The sequence below is a fragment of the Saprospiraceae bacterium genome (assembly GCA_026129545.1).
Taxonomy (GTDB): domain Bacteria; phylum Bacteroidota; class Bacteroidia; order Chitinophagales; family Saprospiraceae; genus M3007.
Window position 1 is genome coordinate 1,300,950 of record JAHCHX010000001.1, and the last position, 22,062, is coordinate 1,323,011.

A 22,062-nucleotide genomic window follows, 5' to 3' on the forward strand; every position below is an offset into this window, starting at 1 on the left:
TTTCAATGAAAAACTCATACTACGACCTCGTCGCCCAAACCTTTGATTTCCCGCAAGACGGCTTCAGCCTGAAAGACAACCGTCTTCTGTTCAATGAGATTGACATCTATGAACTTATCCGAAAATATGGCACGCCGCTGAAGCTCACCTACCTGCCGAAGATTGGCGAAAAAATACAGACTGCCCGAAAACTCTTCCGTGATGCCATCCAGCGATACAACTACAACGGCAAATACGTCTATTGCTACTGCACCAAAAGCTCGCATTTCGCCTTCGTCCTCAACGAGGTGCTGGAAAACGGCACCCAGTTGGAGACCTCCTCTGCCTTTGATATTGACCTGATATGGCGGCTCTACAAGTTGGGGAAAATCAACAAAAGCACGACCATCGTCAACAACGGCTACAAGCCTCGCGCCTACGCCGAAAAAATCGTGCGCCTCATTGAGGAAGGATTCCAGAACGTCATCCCGGTGTGCGACAACGCCAATGAATTGGCCCTATATGACGAATTGCTCCAAAAGCAGCAAAAGTGCAACATAGGCATCCGCATGGCGACCGAGGAAGAGCCGAATTTTGAGTTTTACACCTCGCGGTTGGGCATCCGGCAGAGCGAGGTGGTGCATTTTTATCAGGAAAAAGTGGCACCCAATCCAAAATTTGAACTCAAAATGCTCCACTTTTTTGTGGACATTGGCATCAAGGATACGCTCTACTATTGGACGGAACTCAAAAAAGGCATCAAGACCTACTGCCAACTTCGGAAGGTCTGCCCTACCCTATCGTGCCTGAACATCGGCGGCGGCATGCCAATCCGAAACTCGCTGGGCTTTGAATACGACTATCCATACATGGTGAACGAAATCGTGCGCCTCATCAAGGAGTATTGTGACGACGAAGGGGTGCCAGAACCTGACATCTACACCGAATTTGGCAAGTACACCGTGGGCGAGAGCGGCGCCACGATTTTCTCCGTCATTGGCAAAAAACAACAAAACGATGCCGAACAGTGGTATATGCTCGACAACTCTCTCATCAATACCCTGCCTGATAGTTGGGGCATCAAGGAGCGATTTATTCTGCTACCAGTAAATCACTGGGACAAGGAGTACCAAAAGGTGAACATCGGCGGCATCAGTTGCGACAACGCGGACTACTACAACTCCGAAGCGCACATCAACCAAGTCTATCTGCCAGCCTACAATGAGGAAAAGGACGAGCCACTCTACTTGGGTTTTTTCCACACGGGTGCCTACCAAGAGGCACTCAGCGGCTACGGTGGGCTAAAACACTGCCTCCTCCCATCCCCCAAGCATATCCTCATTGACAAAAACTACTATGGCGAGTTCACCGACTGGGAAGTTTTCCAGGAGCAGGATGCCGATTCTATGCTACGAATTTTAGGGTATGATTCGCCGTATGCCTCGTGAATGGGGGCCTAACGGTTAGGCATCCCCCACTCACTCCCGCACCACCTTCTCCACTACCCTACCCTGCTGGGTGGTCACCAACACAAAATAAAGCCCTCTCTTTTCGGGCAGATGAAGCGGCTGTTGCGCATCGGTTTTGTCCCAGACCAGCCTTCCTGCTGTATCCCAGACCTGCACTCGCTGCACCCGAACACCCGAAGCGGCCTCCACCAGTACCCGACCATCGCGGCTAAGCGTGGGATAAATCTTTACAAGTTCCTGTTTATCAATGTCTTTTATTGAAACTGGCGACACGAAAACAGGGTCTAACACATGCTCGGCCACCAAGACAGGCGAACGGTCGGCTGCATCGAACATCGCCCTAAAGGCATCAATCTCTGGCGAACTGAAGGCAAACATCGGTGCCATCCATTTGGGCGGCAGGCTCTGATACCACACACGCGCCGTCACGAACAGCAGCCCCGTGTAGCCGTGGGTCGAGATGCGATAATGCACCACATCGGAGCCTTCGGAAAGGTTGAAAGTAGGGTCTTGCAGGGCAGCCCCCACAATGCGCGTGGTGTCATAGGCAGGGTCGCTCAGCGAGAAGCCTTGCGGCACGAGACGATTGTCTTTCAGGGCAATGTGCGCTCGCTCAAGTACACTCGTGAATTGCCCGTTCACGTCTCCCGGCACTAATTCGTATATCTGGACTTGGCCGGGCTGGTCTATCAGGTCATGGTGTGGCTCGAAGTTACTGTCCTCGTCGGGCAGGCTGAAGTCGGGGTTCCAGCGCCCCGAATGAAAGACCACCTGGCCAATTTGGTTTTTTACTTCAAACTCTAACCAAGCCCGCCGTGCGGGGTAGCCAGAGGGAAACTTGTGCCCCGCCTTGTTCGCCACTTTAACTTTGAACAGCGCGGAATCGCCGTGCAAGGCACCTGTTTCTATCGAGAGGTCGAGGGTTTGGTGCTGCAACATACGCAAAGTGGCGGCGATAGTGCTGTCAAAGTGTTGGGGTTCCGCCGGGATGCCGAGTGTCGTGCGATGCTCTTTCATCAGTTTCAGCATGGTCACGTTGGCGCCCGCCATTTCGTGCACCGCAAAGGGGAATTTGTTGGTCAGGAACTGGTAATTCGCGGAAATCACCACCGCCTCTTGCAGGTATGGCGCGTGACAGTTTTGGCATGTGACGTTGTCGTGGTCTTTGTCGTATCGGCTGTTGAGCCACTCGTGATAGGTCGCCTGCTCCACGAAAGTATTGCCTGTATAAGTCCCGCTGTTGTCCACCGTTTTGGTGATAAGCGTGTGGCAGCCAGCGCATTGCCCCGCATCGAGAATGTGTTCGCCATAGACGGGTGTGATGCCTACAAACTCCCGCATGGGTGGCTCGAAAATAAACTCGAAAGGCCCATAAGCGACTCGGATGTAATTGGTGTCGTAGTTCAACTTGCCCGAATGCAGGCTGCCCAGCAGGGCAGGCGCTTGCGCGTGGCAGGTTTGACACGTCACGCCATCCAAACCCAGAGTGTCGGCGTACAAATCGGCAAGCGTATAGACCATTTTATGGTCACGCAGTTTAGCTTGGTAATGGCCAGCCGGTGCGTGGCATGAGGTGCATTTATCTTGCAATTCAAGGCTGTGCGCCGGGTTGGTCAGTATCTCATGGCTCACTTTGGCCCGCCAGAAAGGGTCGCGTGCCGCATTGGCCATCATGGAAGAGCGCCAGTCGTCGTATATATTCACGTCGGTGCCATCGGAAAGCACCATCGCCTTGCCGTTGGGGTCGTGACCATGACACCCAGAGCAGAGAGAGGCCGTGGGAAAAAGGATATTTGAGTCAATGGGCACCAGCATCCCGTGTGCGGAAGGGTCAGTATGTGGCGCATGGGCGCTTTTTCTGAAATGTTGCTTGAAAAATGCCATTTCCGCCGCTGTATGGAAGTTTGGCTTTTGATTTTCGACAGGAAAAAATGCCAAAGCACCAACGAACGCGGGCACAGCGAGGGCAAGTAGTGTTGTTTTTTTCATGCAAGCAAAATTGTGATTACAGCCGCTAAAATAAGGCGAACCTCAAAAGCCCAACGAGACAATCGGGGTTTTGCCATTCATGGCGGCATAGCTCGCCTTTTGGAGATAGTTGGAGAAGAATGCTATACCTCGCGCTGCTAGGTTTTGTGCATGGTCCAAACCGAAAATACGTTTACTAAGTACCCGGACAGATTTATTTCACACAACGACACGGCGACATTGCGATTTTATTTTTCTGATAATCAATTCTTTGTGCCGTTGTGTCGTCGTGTGAAATGCTTGAATAATTTTGTCTCAGCACTTCAACTTTGAAAGTTTAGTAAACGTCGCCAACCGAATGCACAAAACCTGACGGGGCGAGGCATATATATCGCATTGGACATATCGCGCTGAAAATCAGCCCGTATCAATTTCAAGCACCCTTTTTTCATTTAAAAATGTGCTTTATTTTGATTTTTTCACGGATATTGAAATTATATTCGCACTTCAAACTATTTTATTCACCAAATTTTTGATTTAGATGAAAAAATCACTCTTGTCCGCGTTGCTCCTTTTAGCCTTTTCGTTCACTGGATTCTCCCAAACGGCTTTTGCTGGTGACTGGGTCGGCGAAAGCAAGATGCCCGATGGCCAAGTGGTCAAATTCAAAATGTCCATCAGCCAGGACGGTTATGAAGTTGACATGGGCATGAAAGGGAAGGTTGATGTCGTCGGCAAGCACGTCACCGAGGGCAATCGCGTCACGGTGTGGGACGTCAGTGGCGAGTTCGCTTGCCCCAGCGACCAAAAGGGGGTCTATACCTACGCGCTGGATGGCGACACGCTCACTTTCACCAAAGTAAGTGACCCCTGCGAGGGGCGCGGCAGCGATGATGTGCTGATTTTGAAGAAAATGTGAGCACAGTACCTACCAAAAACTAAGGCGGAGGGTAGAAGGCGGAAGGTAAAGGGCCGTGAACCTTTTACCTCCACCTTCCACCCAAGCAACTGTCCCTGTCAAGTTGTCCAAAACACTGAAAAGAAAACCTGTCGGCCAACTGGGCACACGGCCCAATTTTTTTTCTCAACCCTCATCAACTTCATGTAAGTTTGCCGACATGATTTCACCCAAACAGGTGCAAGATATCCTCGATGCGGTGCGCATCGAGGATGTCGTTGGCGAATTCGTCAATCTGCGGCGACGCGGGGTGAACTTGATTGGGCTGTGCCCTTTTCACAGCGAAAAAACACCCTCGTTCAACGTCAATCCCACGCGCAACATCTTCAAATGTTTCGGCTGCGGCAAAGGCGGCGACGCGGTCACTTTTTTGCGCGAGCATGAGAGCCTGACCTACCCGGAGGCGTTGCGTTGGTTGGCCAAAAAATACAACATCGAGGTTAGGGAGGTGGAGCGCACGCCCGAGCAGGTGGCCGAGCAACAATTGGCCGAATCGCTCTACATCGTCAACGATTTTGCGCTCGAACATTTTCAGCAACAACTTTTTGATACTGACGAGGGTCGGTCGGTGGCATTGGGCTATTTCAAGCAGCGCGGCCTGCGCGAAGAGACCATCCGCACCTTTGGACTTGGCTATGCGCCCGACCAGCGCGACCTGCTCCTGCGACGCGCCAAAGCCGCTGGTCACAACCTTGATTTGCTGAAAAAAAATGGCCTGTGCAGTCAGGATGGCACCCGCGATTTTTTCAGGGACCGTGTGATGTTCGCCATTCACAACTTGTCGGGGAAAATCGCCGCCTTTGCTGGGCGCACCATGTCGTCAGACAAGACGACACCCAAATATGTGAACAGCCCCGAGACGGAGATTTATGTAAAAAACAAGACGCTCTACGGCCTTTTTCAAGCCAAAAAAGCCATTCGCCAGCACGACGAATGTCTGCTCACCGAAGGCTACATGGACGTGATATCGCTCCATCAGGCAGGCATCGAAAACGTGGTGGCATCCTCTGGCACCGCCCTCACGGAGGGGCAGCTGCAACTCATCAAACGCAACACCAACAACCTGAAAATCCTCTACGATGGCGACCCCGCAGGCATCAAAGCCGCCTTGCGAGGCCTCGACCTCGCGCTCGAGCAGGATATGAACGTGAAAATCTGTCTGCTACCTGACGGACACGACCCTGACAGCTATGTGCAGCAGTTTGGCGGGGATGCCTTCAAGCAGTATGTGGGCGAAAACGCCAAGGATTTTATCCTTTTCAAAACACAGTTGTTGGTGGCGGAAACGCGGAGCGACCCCGTGAAAAAGGCGGCTTTGATAAAAGACATCGTGTCGAGCATCGCCAAAATCCCCGACCCCATCAAGCGCAGCGTTTATCTGAAAGAATGTGCATCGCTGCTTGAGGTGGATGAGAAAGCCCTGCACAGCGAGACGAACAAACTGATAACGGCCACGCTCAAAAAACGCGAGGAAAAAGCGGCACGCCAACCGGGCGCTGCCAGCGACTCGCCCGGCCCCGCCGACGGCGACTTCGGTTGGGCTACCGAGATGCCGCCCGGCACGCCCGAAAACGAGTCATTTGTCCCGTTGGCCAAAGAAAAGCCACTTGTGCGCGGCGACGAGTTTCAAGAACGCGACATCATCAGGCTACTGGTACAATACGGCCACCAAATGCTCGACAAGGAAGGGCTGACCGTGGCAGAGTATGTGCTCGCTGACATAGAGGAGTCGTTGGGCGACTTCGACAACCTGCTCTATGGCAAAATCGCAGCCGAATGTCACGCGCTGTTAGTGGCAGGCCAATCATTCGACCAAAACTACTTTCTTCATCACGCAGAAAAGGAGTTTAGCGACTTGGCCATTGACCTGCTGGCATCTCCGTGGGAACTATCGCCCAACTGGGAGGAAAAATGGAACTATCCGCTGCAAAATCAGGTGATACCCGACCTGAATTTCGACCTTGATATGCGACAGGCGCTCGACCGATTCAAACTGCGCAAAATCCAGAAGATGTGCGACCTCAATCTGGGGCGTGTGAAAGCCGCTTCGGACGCAGGTGACATGGAAGCCATGATTCGGTACATGAAAATCCAGCAAAAACTCAACGAGACGCGCAACGAGATTGCCAAGCGGGCAGGGACGGTGTTGTGGGCGAAATGAGGCAATACAACTGCCCTCACCGCCGCCTTTGCCCATCACCCGTGTTTACGCCTAAGGCCGGAGACCTGTCCGGCATATCAGTGGGTGTTTCGGGCGTTTCAGGCTTTTTGGGTGCCTGCGCTTGGATTTTGTCGGCATTGCCTCTGCCTATCAAGTCTGCTCTCACCATTCGGTCTTGCACGGGCAATCGAGCGGTGGCAATGGTATCGTTGAGATATTTTTCAATCATCAAACCCGCGATGGGCGCAGCGTAAGAAGCCCCCCAGCCCGCATTCTCCACATAGACTGCGATAGCGATTTTTGGGTTTTCCTTAGGCGCAAAGGCATAAAAAACCGAGTGGTCTTTCCCATGTGGGTTTTGACTGGTGCCCGTTTTGCCACATACCTGGATGCCGGGCACCTGGGCGATACGCGCAGTGCCCCTGTTGACACATTCGGCCATGCCTTCTTGCACCAATTTGAACCATTGCTTGTCAATGTTCACATCGTGTCGCTCCACATATTTCTTGGGAATGGGGCCATCCTTGAACTCCTTTGCCAAATGGGGTGTGTACCAGTGTCCTCCATTGGCAATGCAGGCCGCGAGATTGGCCATTTGCAAAGTAGTCAACTGAAGCTCTCCCTGCCCGATGCCAACCGACATGATGGTGGGCGAGCGCCAACCACCAAGTTTTTTGGGATATATTTTATCATAGTAAGCAGTGGTCGGGACGTTGCCGCCGTTTTCGTTCGGATAGTCAATGCCAAGTTTTACGCCAAGCCCCATTTGCCGACAATAGTCCACGAACATATCCAGCCCTTTGTCAGAGTTGGAAAACCCGAACTTGTCTATCTCATTGCGAAATTCATTGAAATAATAAGTGTTGCACGAGTAGGCCAATGCGTCCACCACATTGCCAATATGTCCATGACCGTGACACTTATAGAGCCGCCCCGCGTAAAAATAACCGCCTCCGCAACTCATGCCCCTGTTGGGATTTAAAGTGCCCTCTTGCATCCCAACCAATGACACGACGGTCTTGAAAATCGAGCCGGGCGGATACTTGGCCATCACGGTGCGGTCGAAGAACGGTTTGAGCGTGTCGTTGAGCAGTTCGCTAAAAATCTTCCCGCGTTCCTGCGTCATAGCCAGCCGGTTGGGGTTGTAATAGGGGGCGCTGAGCATACAAAGCACTTGACCCGTGCGAGGCTCTATGGCCACCACGCTGCCAGTCTTGTTTTGCATCAAAAACTCGCCATACTGTTGCAAGTCAATATCAATAGATGAAATGAGGTCGCGCCCCGGCACTGCGGTTGAGTCAAAGTTGCCACCTGCGTATTTCCCCACGATGCGCCCCAAGTTGTTCTTGAGCAACAGGCTATACCCTTTCTTGCCCTTCAAATCATCCTCGTACTGCGATTCAAGGCCCGCCGCGCCGATATAGTCCCCCGATTCGTATTTGGAGATGCCGGTTTCTTTGTCTTTAAATCGCTCGATGTCGCGCGGGTCCACCTCATTGATGTAGCCCAGCACATGGGCACCAGCGTTATATGGGTAGCCCCTGATATTGCGCGGTTGCACAAAGAATCCCGAAAATTCATATAGGCACTCCTGCAAGCGAGCATATTGCTCTATGGAAAGTTTTTTCTCAAAAACAAAAGGGACGGAGCGCGAGAATCGCCCACTTTTGAAATCCTTGTCCAAGCGACTCCAAAACCCAGCCTCGTCTATGCCTACCAAGCGGCAAAATTTTTTGATATTGATATTATTGAAGTCCACCTGATTGTAAATCACCATGAGGTCGAACATGGCCTCGTTGTTCACGATGAGGCGGCCCTTGCGGTCATAAACCAAGCCGCGAGGCGGATAAACGGTGAGTTTTTCAACAGTGGTTCGCTCGGCACGCTGTCGGTAAGTTTCATTGATAAGTTGCAAATATGCAGCCTGTGCCACCAGAGCCACAGCGGCTCCGATAAACACTATTTGAATGTAGCGTTGCTTTAGCGCCCCTATGTTCATGACATCAGTTTTTAGGTACAAACATAATGCAATACAGTATCACAAAGAGCATGGTCAGCAGCCAAGATGCAATTGTTTTCGCGCTGATGGTTGTGAAGTAGATAATCGAAAATTCGCTAACCGAAAAGTACCAAAACAAATGCGCGGCAAAAAACGCGCCCGACACCTTCAAAAACCAAGGCCAGCCAAAATACACTGGCGAAGGAATCGGCTCCTTGCCTGTGTAATCGCCCTTGGGTTTGAAGCCTTTCAAAATGATGGAGCGCGCATAGCCCGAAAACGCTCCCGCGCTGGCATGCACCCCCGGTGTGGCATAGAACATATCCACTGCCAAGCCCACCAAAAAGCCTAAAAGCACTGCCGCAGTGGTGGACAACTGAATCGGCAGCAGCAAAATGAAAAGGGGATACAGGATGATATTGAAGTACTCGCTGACAGCCAATCCGACCTGATGCAGCAACAAGCCTTGTGTCGCCACCAGTCCCAAAAATCGCCAGATATTCGGAAAAATACTGTTGCTCATTTTTGTACTTTCTGTTTCAGGCTATCCAATTCGACAGAGAAGATATTGGCTACCACATACACATCGTTGATAGACGACATATCCTGGCTAAGGCGCACTTTTATGTCCCAAAAGTATTGGTTCTCCTTGTCTGGTCGCGGGTCGCCCAACACTTTGCCGACAGGGATGCCTTTGGGGAAAACATCGGAAAAGCCGCTCGTGACGATTTCATCCTCCTCCTTCACGTCAAAATGCTTGGGCACAAATTTAAGAAACGCGATGGTTGGGTCGCCGCCATCCCATATCAGTGAGCCTAAGGCTTTTTGTTTTTTCAAACTCACAGAGATTTTGGCCTCGCGATGCAATACTGACATCGCTGCGGAGAAATGGCGGTCAACATGTCTGACTATGCCAACAATCCCGTCGCCCGTCAGCACTCCCATATTCGGGCGAAGCCCGTCGTCGCTGCCACGATTGAGGTAAATCCAGTTGTTGGCACCATCAATGGAGTTGCCGATGACCCTTGCTGCGATGTAGCGATATTGTGGTCGCACAATTTTGGAGACAGCCAACGAGTCGCCCAATCGAATAGTATCTAACTTGACAGTGATAAAAGAAGTATCCTTTTTAGATGTCTCTATTGAGTTAAGGAACCTCAATTGTTCGTGCAGCTTTGTGTTTTCATCATGTAATTTTCTATTCTGTTCTTTCAAGGATGTATAGTCCGACATCTGTTGCCGTTTATCCAACACTCTGCCTGCAAAAAGCCCCATAGAGTGCGTGAAGATGGCATTTTGTTTCGTGTTCCATTGCACAATAATATAAAAGGCAAAGGCTTCCACCAACAATAGAGTGAGGAAGCCGCCATTGCGGAGAATTAGTCGGAGCAGCTGGCCCATGTAAGGGAGAACAAAACGAAAGATGAGCGACGAGGAATGGGTGGGTCAGTTCCCCGTTGCTCATCTTTCGTGATTATACACTTTTGCGGTCTATGAGGAATGAGTATTGGTGGGTGTTGCGCAAAGCCATGCCAGTGCCTCGCACCACTGCGCGAAGGGGGTCGTCGGCGATATGTACGGCAAGTTTTGTTTTTTGCTCGAGTCGTTTGTCCAAGCCACGCAGCAATGCGCCACCGCCCGTGAGATACAGGCCTGTCTTGTAAATGTCGGAAGCCAACTCTGGTGGCGTGGACTCAAGGGCGCGCAATACGGCATCCTCGATTTTGCTCACACTTTTGTCCAATGCGTAGGCAACCTCTTGATAGCTGATTTTTATTTGCTTGGGAATACCGGTCATCAGGTCGCGGCCATTCACGGCATAGTCCGGCGGTGGGTTGTCAATCTCGTGGAGGGCTGAGCCAACGTGTATTTTTATTTGCTCCGCAGTGCGCTCGCCGATGAGGATATTGTGCTCGCGCTTCATGTAGCCCATGATTTCGTTGGTCAGTTCGTCGCCTGCGATGCGGATGCTCTCGTCGCAGACGATGCCCGAAAGGGCAATCACGGCAATTTCGGTGGTGCCGCCGCCGATGTCAATTATCATGTTGCCCACAGGTTCCTCGATGTTCAGGCCAATGCCAAGTGCCGCTGCCATTGGCTCGTGTATGAGGTAGGTTTCCTTGCTGTCCACATGGTCAGCAGAGTCAAACACGGCGCGTTTTTCCACTTCTGTGATGCCGCTGGGTATGCAAATCACCATTTTCAGGTGGCTGAAAAAACTGTTTTTTCGCCCCACCATCTTTATCATGTGTTGAATCATCGCCTCCGCTGCCTGAAAATCGGCAATCACGCCGTCTTTGAGTGGTCGCACGGTCTTGATGTTCTCGTGGGTTTTTTCGTGCATCTGCATCGCCCGGTGGCCGACGGCGATGGTCTCTCCCGTCCGGCGGTTCATTGCCACGATGGAGGGTTCGTCCACAACCACTTGGTCGTCCACCATGATGAGGGTATTTGCGGTTCCTAGGTCAACAGCTAATTCCTGTCTGAAAAACTTAAAGAAGTTCAATGCTTGATTATTTTAAAAAGTGAGGTGTGTATTGGTGTTTATTCCAAAAATCGGGCAAAACTACGCAGATTGTTGAGGATTTTTTGTGAAAATAAAACCCGGAAAAAAATTAACGCGCCGCTAATGCGCACATCGTCTCTCACCCGACAGTCACGGTCCAGAAATCCTGCGAGCGAAGATATTGGTCGGCCAAAGATTGCAGCTGCTCGGGAGCGATGTATCGGATGGTGTGCACGAGCGCGTCGAAAGCATTGCGAGGGAGGCTTTCCGTGATGAGACCGCGCACCACATCGGAAGTGTTGAGCGGCCCATCGAGACCGTTGAGGAGCATCCCGAGCAAATAATTGCGCACCATGTCCAATTCATCGGAAGGAATGGGCTTCTCGCGCAGTTTTTTCATTTCCGAATAAATCTCCTTTTCCGTCGCGGCCGCCTTGTCGGGATTCACCTCTGTGGCGATGTAGAGGCAACCATCATAGAGATAGGTGTCCAAGGTGGAGTAAATGTTGTAGGTAAAGCCTCTTTTTTCTCGAATGTTCATCATCAGGCGCGAGCCAAAGTAGCCACCAAGCACGGTGTTGAGCACGAACAAACCATTGAAGTCAGGATGGTGGCGATTGAATGTGCGGCGACCGATTTTTATCGCCGTTTGGAGGGAGCCAGCATGGCTCATCCGTACGGGTTGAGCTGGGGACGACGGAGCGGCTTGCGACAATACGCGGGCAGGTGTTTTGCCTGTTTTTTTGTTTTGTCCAAAATAACGGTTTAGGAGCGTCAGCGTCTCATCGTCCACACTGCCGCTGGCAAAAAGCGTGAGATTGGAGGGGGTGTACCATGTATCGAAAAACTGCTGCAAATCAGCGCGTTGAAGTGCCTCGTAGTCGGAGGGCATAGAATTGTAGCCATAAGGATGCGCCTCCCCAAAAATCAGCTCGGTCACTTTCCGATAAGCCAGCACTTCCACTTTTTCGAGCTCGACCAAGAGTTCCTGAATGCTGGTTCGCTTGAAATTTTCCAGTTCTGATTCGGGGAAGGAAGGCTCTTGAAGCAATTCCGCAAAAACCGGGATGAGCTCGGCAGCGTACTTTTTGAGGGAAAACAGGATGAAATTTGCTGTGTCCAGATTGGTGGGCACACTCAGGGAGCCGCCGTAGAAATCTATGTGCTCGGCAATATCGGCACCCGAATGGGTCGAGGTGCCCTCGCGCAGCAACCGCGAAGTGGCGCGTGCGACCAGCCGTTTGTCTTCCTCGGGGCGACCAGCTCGAAAAACGGCCTCCAATTTTATAATCTCCTGCTCAGGGAAATGGAGCACATATACGGGTATGCCATTGTCGAGCCGCTCCAAACGCGGGTCGGGCAGCACCAAATTGCTAACCTGATGAATATGCGGAGCGGATTTTCGATTGAGTATCATGCCAAACGGAAGTGATGATGGGAGTGTCGGGACTCACTGGTTTAGAGCGTCGCGCCACGCTTTTGAGGCGCTGCTATCGCAAACGGGGGTCAAAGGTAGTTTTTTCCATTTTTCCACAAGTTGTTAGTTTTTTCAAATAAAAAGGCAAAAGGTTGCGCATACATTTGCCGCGAATAACTGAGCCTGCGCCGACGTCCCTGCGGCAACTCAAAGTGGGCATGCCGAGAACCTGCAAAACTTCTTATCCATGAAATTCAGCGTCTCTTCTTCCGAGCTTCTCAAGCAACTCCAAATCGCTTCCGGTGCCATTGGCTCCAACCCAGTGCTGCCTATTCTGGAAGATTTTTTGTTCAAAATCGAAAATAAAAAACTTACCATCGCCGCTACTGACCTCGAAACGAGCATCTCCACTTCCATTGAGGTGCTCGCTGACGACGATTTCTCCGTGGCCGTGCCTGCAAAAATCCTGCTTGACACGTTAAAGGCGCTGCCGCAACAGCCCATCACTTTCACGGTGAACGAGGAAAACTGGGGTATCGAAATCACCTCTTCCTACGGAAAGTATAAACTGGCGGGCGAAAACGGCGCGGATTTTCCCAACATCCCGGAGCCAGACTCGGTGGAGACGGTAAAAATCAACAGTCAGTATTTATTGGATGCCATCAACAATACGGTGTTTGCCACTTCGAGCGACGAATTGCGGCCAGCTATGACTGGCGTGTATTTTTCGGTGGAACAGAACAAGTTAATCTGCGTGGCAACTGACGCGCACAAATTGGTAAAATTCGCCACGCACCATCTTGCAGGCGATGTGAGCACTTCATTCATCGTGCCCAAAAAAGCCCTCAACCTGCTCAAAAATGCCCTCCCCGCCAACGACGGTGTCACGCTCTCGTTCAACAAAGCAAATGCCTTTTTCGCATTTGCCGATATCCGCTTGGTGTGCCGCCTCATTGATGCGCGTTACCCGGATTACAATGCCGTGATTCCGGTGGAAAACCCCAACATGATGACGGTGAACCGCATGGACCTCCAAAACTCGCTCAAGCGCATCGCCATCTACGCCAACAAAACCACCAATCAAGTGGTGTTGGACATCACCGACAAAAGCCTGACCGTCAGTGCCCAAGACTTGGACTTCTCCAATGAAGCAACCGAACAAATGGCCTGCACCTTTGAAGGCACCCCTATGAAAATCGCTTTCAATGCCAAATTTTTGGTGGAAATGCTGAGTGTGCTTGCTTCCGACGAAGTGAAAATGGAATTCAGCACGCCCAGCCGTGCGGGCATTCTCACGCCAGTGGAGGAGGAAAACAAAGACCGCGAGATATTGATGCTCGTGATGCCCGTGATGCTGAACAATTGAGGGAGAATGCCTCACAAGCGATTTTGGTTGGCGGGCTCGGCAAGATTTACAGGGCTTTTCCCGAAAAAGGGCGCTAATCCTGCAAATCTGGTCAGGCCGAGCAAAATTTGACTTGTCATACAGTCTCCCGTCTTGCCCTACCCTACCCTGCTATTTTGCATCCGTGACACGGAGGTTGCCACGAAATCCGTATTGCCGGGGTCCAACCGAGCAAGGGTGCGGTCGCGTCCCAGCGTGTAGGCGATGGTGCGCACGCCCGGCGGTGCGTACGTCAAGATGAGGTCGCCCAGCACATTGAAAGCGCCCCGCCCTTTGGTGCCTCCCAATCCCGCGTCGTTGTTCGCCGTATAAGCCGAGCAGTCCACCAATTTACCTTGATGGTTGACGTAGCTTTTTCCCGCGATTACTTGGCAGCCGGACGAGAAATTGTAGCCGCCCAAGCCCGACCAGTGAATGTTGATGGTCGTGTTGGGATTGGGGTCAAGCCCCTTCACCACATCTTCGTCCGTCAGTCGGCGGTCTTTGTTTTGGTCGCGGAACACAAGCACACCCTTCGTGGCAGGGCGCATGGCGCGTTGTATTTTCAACGGGTCGTTGATGTGGTGCCAGCCGAATTGGTAGGCGTGTTGGCCCTCCACCAAAAAAGGAATGTCCGAGCGTTTGGCCAAATTGGGGTTTGGGTCGGTTGAGCCCCAAAACTTGAACATCATGCCATTGATAAGCAGGATGAACAAGTCGTCGTTGAGCCGCTTTTCGTCGCCGATAAACTCGTTGGACCGCAACCCAATCAGGTGAATGGTATCTGGTGAAGTATCCCAATCAGCCACTTTTCGCGTGTCTGTGGGTTTGTTGTATCGGTTTACCAAGTCCGCGATAGGGTTTTCCTCATTAAGGAAGTTTTCCTTTGCCCGCCTCAATATCTCTATCCAACGACTAAACTCCGGGCTTGGCTTGCGGGCGCTCGCCCTACCCCATTCGCACACGAAGGCATCCGTGCCTGCTTTTTCCTTTTTCCATTGTTCGACATATTTCATCGTGTTTGGCCCCACCACCCCGTCTGGCGCGCCGATGGCCGCGATTCCTTCCACCGTGCGCAAGTATTCCTGAAAAAGCCGCACGGCGGATTGGGTAGCATACCCAAAAACGCCATCCACGTTTGCCTTGGGCATGAACCCCGTGTCTTTCAAAAACCGTTGCAATTCCTTGACCCTCGAGCCCTGTGTCTCCAATTGAGTGAAGCCCCGCCACCCCGACTCGTCGCGGAACTCGAGTTTGGGTTTGAGTTTTTCCCCAAAAGTGTCGTGATAAATAGACAGGAATTGGGCCTTGTTGCCGGGAATGGCGCCGCTGTCGCATACGCCGAGTCTGAGTGAGCTCATGGTTGAAGTGTTTTTTTTTAAAAAAAATGGTTTTCGGATAGATATTTTATTGTTTGGCAAATGAACGGAATTTTATTGTTGCGCCCACGCCTTTTCTAAAAATCGCAGCCAATTGCCGTGCATGACATTTGCAATGTCCTTTTCCAAAAATCCGCGTTGGTGCAGCAAATCGGGTATTTTCCGCAAATCGGCGATCGTCTCCAAGTCGGAAGGGCATTGTTCCGTGCCAAACGCGCCGTCCAAGTCCGAGCCAATGCCAACGTGCAAACTGTTGCCCGCCAGTTGGCAAATATGGTCGAGATGAGCGAGTGCTTTTTCCAAGTCGCACCCCATCGAACGCGGGGTGGATTGGCCGCGCACCCAGCCGGGCACAATCATCCAAGCATCGAGCGCCAAGCCCACGACCGCCTCTCTTTCAATCAAAACCTTGAGCTGTTCGTCGCTGAATTGGCGGTTGTGCGGCACGAGGCTCCTACAATTTTGATGACTCGCCCACAGATTCCCTTTGAAGTGCTTGATGGCCTGCCAGAAGGCATCGTCGCACAAGTGGGTCACATCGAGAATGATGCCCAGCCGCTCCATTTCATCGAGCAGGGCAAGCCCCGCTACCCCCATTTTGCCTGTGGAATCCGTGCCGTTGGCATAGCGTCCCGGGCCGTAGTGTGCTGGTCCAACCGCACGAAGACCGTATTCGCAAGCGCGTTCGAGATGCTTCAAAGTCACGAGCGAATCGGCACCTTCGAGACTGAGCATGAAGCCCACGGGGTTTTTCACAAGACTTTTTTCATCAGACCAATTCGCTAAATGCGTCTCCAACGAAGACAAATCTTTCACCAAAAACATTTCGCCTTGGCGTTCCATTTCTTGATACCAAGCGAGTTGCGCCTGCGTGTGCGCCCAAGCCTGTTCGGGCGAATGCCAACCCGGCAAGGGATTTTCCGGCGCAACATAACGAGCGATTTGTGTGGCGACCACGAAGCCAACGTTCCCTTTTCTCAATTCTTCAAAAGATACCGTCGCGTTGCCCCGGTCGGGCTTATCGGTCATGCCCTGCTCTCGTGCACGAATGGCCGAAATGGGCTGCCGCAAGTCGCGGTTCCATTCCATCGCGTTCATGGCAAGGTCAAGATGAGCGTCTATGGTGAACATGGGCAATTGATTTGATTTTTTCATTGGTTTGATTCATTCGACATCCTTCAAATCAGCTGAATCCCGTCAAACACTAATTTTCCTGTCTCGTGCTATATTTTTCCACTCGCCCGTCAGTCTGCCATTAGCCACCGTAAACACTTTTTCATATAGGGCAACGGTGGGGCATACATGATAGGGCAAGGCATACAACACCTCCCCGACTTTATGAGCGTGGCCTTCCGGCGCTTCCAACACCAAATGCTCCTCGCTTTGCCCGACAGGGGTCAAGTCGTTTGCATTCAGAAAAAAGAGACGTTTGTCGAGGTCGTTCTCAGCAGCAACGGACTTGTGGCCAAGGTCGGTACAAACGCGCGTTTTTTGAGGCAAGGAAACGACCCTTGTGACAAGCACGGCGGCGGGCAAGAAGTCTTGTTCCGGGCAAGCGTCGCCGTAACCCTTGTCCCAGTAAACGAAGGTGCCGGGACTGCACTCCACGTTGGGGCGTTTGGCGTGAATGGGGAAAGTCGGCGAGCCACCCGCAACAATCGTGGGGGTAGGCAACCCCGCTTTTCCCAATTCGGATTCTATTTTTTCAACCACGGAAAACGCCTCGTTGCAAGCGGCAGTTCGAACAGCAAAATCTGCCTGGCGAATGTGCCCGTCGTAGGCTTGCAAACCCACCGGCTCGATGCCCGGCAAAGCCGAACAAGCCTTGTAAAGACGAATCGCCGCTTCCTCGCCCACGATGCCCGTGCGGTTCATACCGATATTCAGGTCAATAAAAACCGGTACAATCAATTCATTTTCAGTAAAAACCGCCGACTGCTCCGTCGCTGCCGCGAGGTTGTCCACAAGGCAGGAAAATTTCGTGGCCGGGTATTTTTTAATGAGTTCGACAAACCTTCTCAACTTCGGGCCGAGCGGCTGGTAAGCCAACAAAACATCTTTCGCACCGCAAATTCCCAACATTTCGGCTTCAGCAATGGTCGCGCATTTGAATTTCTCGATGCCCGCTTCGAGCATCAGCCGGGTCGCGTCGGGCGATTTGTTGGTCTTGACATGAGGGCGCAAACGCGCCACATTGCCGCTCATTCGGATGGCCGTTTGGATATTGGTTAGCACCTTGTCGGGGAAAACGACAAGCGCGGGAGAGTCCAATTGTTCGATTTCAGAGATTTGATACCAAGCCATGATTCATGTTAGCGCCAACTTTTTTGTTGCCGGGATGCGACACAGTAACGCCAACTTCCAGTTGGCGAGGACACGACACGCCAACTAAAAGTTGACGTTACTCGAGTTCAAAAATCGCCTCGATTTCCACCGCCACATTGCCGGGCAAAGACCCCATGCCCACCGCGCTGCGCACACCTTTGCCGTTGTCTTCACCCCAAAGTTGCACGAACAGTTCACTGCAACCGTTTATGACAACGGGGTGTTTTTCGTATTCCGGTGTGGCGTTCACCATTCCGAGTATTTTGACCACGCGCTTCACTTTGTCCAAGTCGCCGAGTTGTTTTTTGATGGACACAAGCATGGCGAGGCCGCATTGTCGGGCGGCAATTTGTCCCTGCGCCTCATCCAAATCTCTCCCCAATTTGCCCGTTATGTAGGAGCCATCAGTGTTAACGGAGATATGACCGGAGACGTAGAGCAGTTTGCCGACTTCAAGACAACTTTTGTAAATACCTTTGGAGGCAGGAAGTGATGGAAGCGACAATCCGAGTTCAGCAAGTTTATCTTCTATCATTTGCTTTGTTGATTGCCCGCCGGAATAACATTCCAACGATGTTTTACAATGGTTCGTAAAGAGTTTAGATGCGGCATTTTACGAAAAAATGCCTGACTTTCAATGATTTAAAGAGGCGTAGAGTTCGGGTTTTAATCTCTGTCGAATTTTTTGCGTGTCTGGGAAGTCCCCAGACCTCATAAAAAATACCAAAAGGCTCAAAAGGCTGCTTTCCCGTTATTTAAATGCCCTGAATTCTTGACGAACCATTGTTTTAGAAGTGCATCAAAATGGGCATCTGACAAATCCTAACGAATCAAGGCATATAGCTCGCACCGCCAAGCTTTGGGCACGACCCAACGCGCAATCTGGTAAAAATCAAGAACATCAATCATGGGCATCTGACAAATCCCATAGAATCAGGGTATAAAATGCTCACAGCAATCGTATTAGCCGCCGGAATGTCGCGGCGAATGGAAGGCGAAAATAAACTGCTGCTTCCATTCGGCGACAAAACGATGTTGGAAACCACACTCGACCACATACTCGCCGCAGGGCTAGAGGATATTGTAGTCGTTTTGGGACACGACAGCAAACGCATCCAAGCCATCTTGGGCGACAGGTCGGTAAAAACAGTTCACAATCCCGACCACCCAACGGGCATGACCTCCTCCATTCAGGCAGGTGTTCGAGCCGCGTTGCCGCACGCTGCTGGCTTTATGATTTGTTTGTCGGATATGCCGCTTATTACCTCAACGATATATAGCCAATTAGTAAAGATTTTTTTTGAAGAGGCCCGAAGAGAGCCGCGAATTATCGTCCAGCCAGTCTTTGAAGGCACACCGGGCAACCCTGTCATCTTTTCTGCCGTTTTTAAAAATGAAATTTTGGCGCTCGAACACCCCGAAGGCTGCAAACCCGTAGTGCAAATAAACCGGGAATGCGTGGTGCGCGTCCCCGTTTCGAGCGATTCGATTTTGAGGGATGCCGACACAGCAGCGGACTTTGAAGTGCTGAAAAGGAGATTTTAGTAGAGAAAAGGCCACAGGATTGGGCAGATGAACATGATTGCTCCCTGATTTCGGGCAGATTGCACCTTTAGCGATGCCCCAAACTTGACGGCGTAAAGTATAGAGTTGTTTTTCTGACAAATGAGAGCAAACTAAATTTGCCCTATCCCTCAAAAAACTTTACCTTTCGCCACTTTTAAGTCAAAATTCTGTCGAACATGGCAACTTACACACTCAACATCAATGGCCGTGAATATCGCGCTGACGTGGCGCCCGACACTCCCCTGCTGTGGGTTTTGCGCGACCACCTCGGCCTCGTTGGCACCAAATACGGTTGCGGCATCGCGGCGTGTGGCGCTTGCACCGTCCATCTCGACGGCGCGGCGGTCCGTTCCTGTGTCTTGCCTGTCTCTTCCGTCGAATCGGCCAAAGTCACCACTATCGAAGGACTTTCCGAAAAAGGCGACCACCCTGTTCAGCGCGCTTGGGACGAAGTGGATGTGCCCCAATGCGGCTACTGCCAAGCAGGTCAAATCATGTCCGCTGCCGCTCTGCTCCGTCGCAACCCCAATCCCAACGACGAAGAAATAGAACAGGCCATGCTCGGCAACCTCTGCCGATGCGGCGCTTACCATCGCATACGCGATGCGGTGAAGTTGGCCGCGAAGAAAAGTTGATGAGGGTTGATAAAGGTTTATGGAGTTGATAACGTAAAGTGAACCACGGCCTGTCAATTTCATCAACCCTATCAACTTTTATCAACATTCATCAACCCTTTTCAGGTTTTCAAAATCATTCTGCCATGCAATCCTACTCCACAACATATAGCCGCCGCGACTTCCTCAAAAACTCAGCCCTCATCGGCGGCGGGCTATTCCTCGGATTCGACCTGCTAGGCGCAGGCAAATTCAACGCAGCGGTGGCCAACCCCGCGCTCGAAGGCGCGTTCGATTTCAACGCATATCTTTCCATCAACAGCGACGGCACGGCGACCATTTTTTCGCCCAACCCAGAAGTCGGCCAAGGGGTCAAAACCTCGTTCCCGATGACGGTGGCCGAAGAGTTGGACTTCGACTGGACGAAAGTAAAAGTGGTGCAAGCGCCCTTGGACACCATCAAATTCGACCGCCAAGTGGCAGGAGGCAGCTACTCTACCCCACACTCTTGGATGCGGCTGCGCCAAGCTGGCGCCACCGCCCGTCGAATGCTCATGGAAGCCGCTGCCAACCGTTGGGGCGTGGATACCCATACATTGACAACCGACAATGGTGTGGTGCGTCACCCCAATGGCAAACAGGCAACTTACGGAGAATTGGCCGCCGATGCCGCCCAACTCACACCACCGACCGACGTGCCACTCAAGGACCGCAAAGATTTCAAAATCATCGGCACCTTCGTCAGAGGCGTTGACAACCACGAGATTATCACGGGCAAACCCCTCTTCGGCATGGATTTCTACCGCGAGGGAATGTTGCACGCTATGGTGCAGCACCCACCCGCGTTTGGGCTGCAGCTCAAATCTTTCGACAGCGCGGCAGCCAAGGCCATGCCCGGCATCGTGGACGTGGTTTCTTTCAAAAACAATGTGGCCGTCGTCGGTAGGTCCACTTGGGAAGTGATGAAAGCCCGCGAAGTGCTCAAAGCGGAATATGAGCCAGCCGCTGCATTGGAAAGCAGCGCCGACCACGACCGAATCTTCAAGGAACTGATGGCCAAAGGCGAGGCTCAAACGCGCCGCAAGGACGGCGATACCGCCGCTGCCTTTGCCGCCGCTGCCAAAATCGTCGAGGCAGAATACCAATGCCCCTTCCTCTCCCACGCCCCGATGGAGCCGATGAACTTCTTCGCCGATGTGCGTCCCGACAAAGTGGAACTCATCGGCCCCACACAAGTCCCCGCTTCCACCCGCACACAAGTCGCCAAACTATTGGACATACCCGAAGAAAAAATAACGGTGGAAATGACACGCATGGGCGGCGGTTTTGGGCGGCGGCTACGCCCCGACTTCGCGCTGGAAGCCGCAGAAATTTCCAGCATCATCAAAGCACCCGTGAAAGTCATCTGGACCCGCGAAGACGACATGACGGGCGGCATCTATCGCCCGGCGGCGCGCTATCGCTTCCGTGCGGCTTTGGACAAAGCAGGCAACATCACTGGCTACGAACTCCGCGGCGTGGGCATCAACACCGGCAACCCTGTGCGGGAGCACAACTTCCCAGCAGGCGCAGTGCCCAATGTGCTCATCGAATCGGTGGAACACAGCTCGCCCATCACAACAGGCCCTTGGCGTGCACCCATTACCAATTTCCTCGCGGGCGCGGAGCAGACTTTCCTCGACGAAGTGGCCGAAGCCGCCGGGAAAGACCCCGTGACCATGCGGCTCGAACTGTTCCGACAAGCCAAACCGCCACTCAACAATGAGGGCAGGCCGACCTACGACCCGGAACGTTTCATCAAAACCATCGAGCTGGCTGCCGAAAAATCGGGCTGGTTCAAAAAACGGAAAAAAGGTGTTTCGCTGGGCTTCAGCATCTACTACTCCCATCTGTCGTATGTGGCTCAGGTGGCCGAAGTGGTAAAACGCAAAGGCAAATTCACCCTGCAAAAAGTCTATTGCGCGGTGGATTGCGGCATCGTTGTGAACATGAGCGGCGCACTCAACCAAGTGGTGGGAAGCGTGGTGGACGGCCTCGGACACGCGATGTACGGGCAAATCACTTTCAAAAACGGCGAGCCGGAGCAAAAGAACTTCAACACTTACCGCCTGATTCGCATCCACGAAATCCCCGAAGTGGAAGTCTATTTTGTGGACAACGGCATTGACCCGACGGGCCTCGGCGAGCCTGCGCTGCCCCCGCTGAGCGGCGCGGTAGCGAACGCTTTTTACAAAGCGATGGGCAAACGATTCAGACACCAGCCGTTTGTAAATGAAGCAGATGGGTTGATGGAGGGGGTATTGTGAGCACTTTGCGCACGTTAGCGATACATTTATA

The 22,062-nt window shown here is 52.2% G+C and carries 17 protein-coding genes; 7 read left to right on the forward strand and 10 right to left on the reverse strand.

What is annotated here, in order from left to right:
• Nucleotides 1–5: 5 nt before the first annotated feature.
• Nucleotides 6–1,427, forward strand: a complete 1,422-nt coding sequence (locus KIS77_04770; GenBank protein ID MCW5921633.1) for an arginine decarboxylase — start codon at nt 6–8, stop codon at nt 1,425–1,427.
• Between the two features lie 30 nt (nt 1,428–1,457).
• Here the strand turns inward: KIS77_04770 and KIS77_04775 are convergent, their stop codons facing one another.
• Complete coding sequence (locus tag KIS77_04775) at nt 1,458–3,437, reverse strand: hypothetical protein (protein MCW5921634.1); 1,980 nt, start codon at nt 3,435–3,437, stop codon at nt 1,458–1,460.
• Nucleotides 3,438–3,957: 520 nt separating this feature from the next.
• On the opposite strand from KIS77_04775, the gene KIS77_04780 reads away from it, so the two are divergent.
• Entirely contained in the window at nt 3,958–4,335 is a 378-nt protein-coding gene (locus KIS77_04780) for a hypothetical protein (GenBank protein ID MCW5921635.1), read from the forward strand.
• Between the two features lie 199 nt (nt 4,336–4,534).
• Nucleotides 4,535–6,535, forward strand: coding sequence for a DNA primase (dnaG, locus tag KIS77_04785; protein MCW5921636.1), 2,001 nt, complete (start codon nt 4,535–4,537; stop codon nt 6,533–6,535).
• Between the two features lie 16 nt (nt 6,536–6,551).
• Here dnaG and mrdA read toward each other — a convergent pair whose 3' ends face one another.
• From mrdA to KIS77_04810, 5 genes are all read right to left on the reverse strand, one after another.
• Nucleotides 6,552–8,534: a penicillin-binding protein 2 gene (gene mrdA, locus KIS77_04790; GenBank protein MCW5921637.1), complete on the reverse strand. Its 1,983-nt coding sequence runs from the start codon at nt 8,532–8,534 to the stop codon at nt 6,552–6,554.
• 4 nt (nt 8,535–8,538) lie between these two features.
• A complete protein-coding gene (locus KIS77_04795; GenBank protein ID MCW5921638.1) occupies nt 8,539–9,057 on the reverse strand; it encodes a hypothetical protein in 519 nt (172 codons plus the stop codon).
• A complete protein-coding gene (gene mreC, locus KIS77_04800) occupies nt 9,054–9,935 on the reverse strand; it encodes a rod shape-determining protein MreC (protein MCW5921639.1) in 882 nt (293 codons plus the stop codon). Before mreC ends, KIS77_04795 begins: the two co-directional genes overlap by 4 nt.
• A gap of 73 nt (nt 9,936–10,008) precedes the next feature.
• Nucleotides 10,009–11,040, reverse strand: a complete 1,032-nt coding sequence (locus tag KIS77_04805) for a rod shape-determining protein (protein MCW5921640.1) — start codon at nt 11,038–11,040, stop codon at nt 10,009–10,011.
• 139 nt (nt 11,041–11,179) lie between these two features.
• Nucleotides 11,180–12,457, reverse strand: a complete 1,278-nt coding sequence (locus tag KIS77_04810; protein ID MCW5921641.1) for an insulinase family protein — start codon at nt 12,455–12,457, stop codon at nt 11,180–11,182.
• A 247-nt stretch (nt 12,458–12,704) separates the two neighbouring features.
• On the opposite strand from KIS77_04810, the gene dnaN reads away from it, so the two are divergent.
• The gene (gene dnaN, locus KIS77_04815) at nt 12,705–13,823 is read left to right on the forward strand and encodes a DNA polymerase III subunit beta (GenBank protein MCW5921642.1); all 1,119 of its coding nucleotides are present in this window, start codon (nt 12,705–12,707) and stop codon (nt 13,821–13,823) included.
• 137 nt (nt 13,824–13,960) lie between these two features.
• Here the strand turns inward: dnaN and KIS77_04820 are convergent, their stop codons facing one another.
• From KIS77_04820 to KIS77_04835, 4 genes are all read right to left on the reverse strand, one after another.
• Nucleotides 13,961–15,202: a peptidoglycan-binding protein gene (locus tag KIS77_04820; protein ID MCW5921643.1), complete on the reverse strand. Its 1,242-nt coding sequence runs from the start codon at nt 15,200–15,202 to the stop codon at nt 13,961–13,963.
• 72 nt (nt 15,203–15,274) lie between these two features.
• Entirely contained in the window at nt 15,275–16,375 is a 1,101-nt protein-coding gene (locus KIS77_04825) for a membrane dipeptidase (GenBank protein MCW5921644.1), read from the reverse strand.
• 42 nt (nt 16,376–16,417) lie between these two features.
• Complete coding sequence (locus KIS77_04830) at nt 16,418–17,524, reverse strand: D-TA family PLP-dependent enzyme (GenBank protein ID MCW5921645.1); 1,107 nt, start codon at nt 17,522–17,524, stop codon at nt 16,418–16,420.
• 97 nt (nt 17,525–17,621) lie between these two features.
• Complete coding sequence (locus KIS77_04835; protein ID MCW5921646.1) at nt 17,622–18,080, reverse strand: RidA family protein; 459 nt, start codon at nt 18,078–18,080, stop codon at nt 17,622–17,624.
• A gap of 410 nt (nt 18,081–18,490) precedes the next feature.
• Between KIS77_04835 and KIS77_04840 the strand changes: the two genes are divergently transcribed.
• The 3 genes from KIS77_04840 (at nt 18,491) to KIS77_04850 (ending at nt 22,031) form a co-directional block, all read left to right on the forward strand.
• Complete coding sequence (locus KIS77_04840; protein ID MCW5921647.1) at nt 18,491–19,090, forward strand: nucleotidyltransferase family protein; 600 nt, start codon at nt 18,491–18,493, stop codon at nt 19,088–19,090.
• A 197-nt stretch (nt 19,091–19,287) separates the two neighbouring features.
• The gene (locus KIS77_04845) at nt 19,288–19,746 is read left to right on the forward strand and encodes a (2Fe-2S)-binding protein (GenBank protein MCW5921648.1); all 459 of its coding nucleotides are present in this window, start codon (nt 19,288–19,290) and stop codon (nt 19,744–19,746) included.
• A 125-nt stretch (nt 19,747–19,871) separates the two neighbouring features.
• A complete protein-coding gene (locus KIS77_04850) occupies nt 19,872–22,031 on the forward strand; it encodes a xanthine dehydrogenase family protein molybdopterin-binding subunit (protein MCW5921649.1) in 2,160 nt (719 codons plus the stop codon).
• The last annotated feature ends 31 nt before the right edge of the window (nt 22,032–22,062 follow it).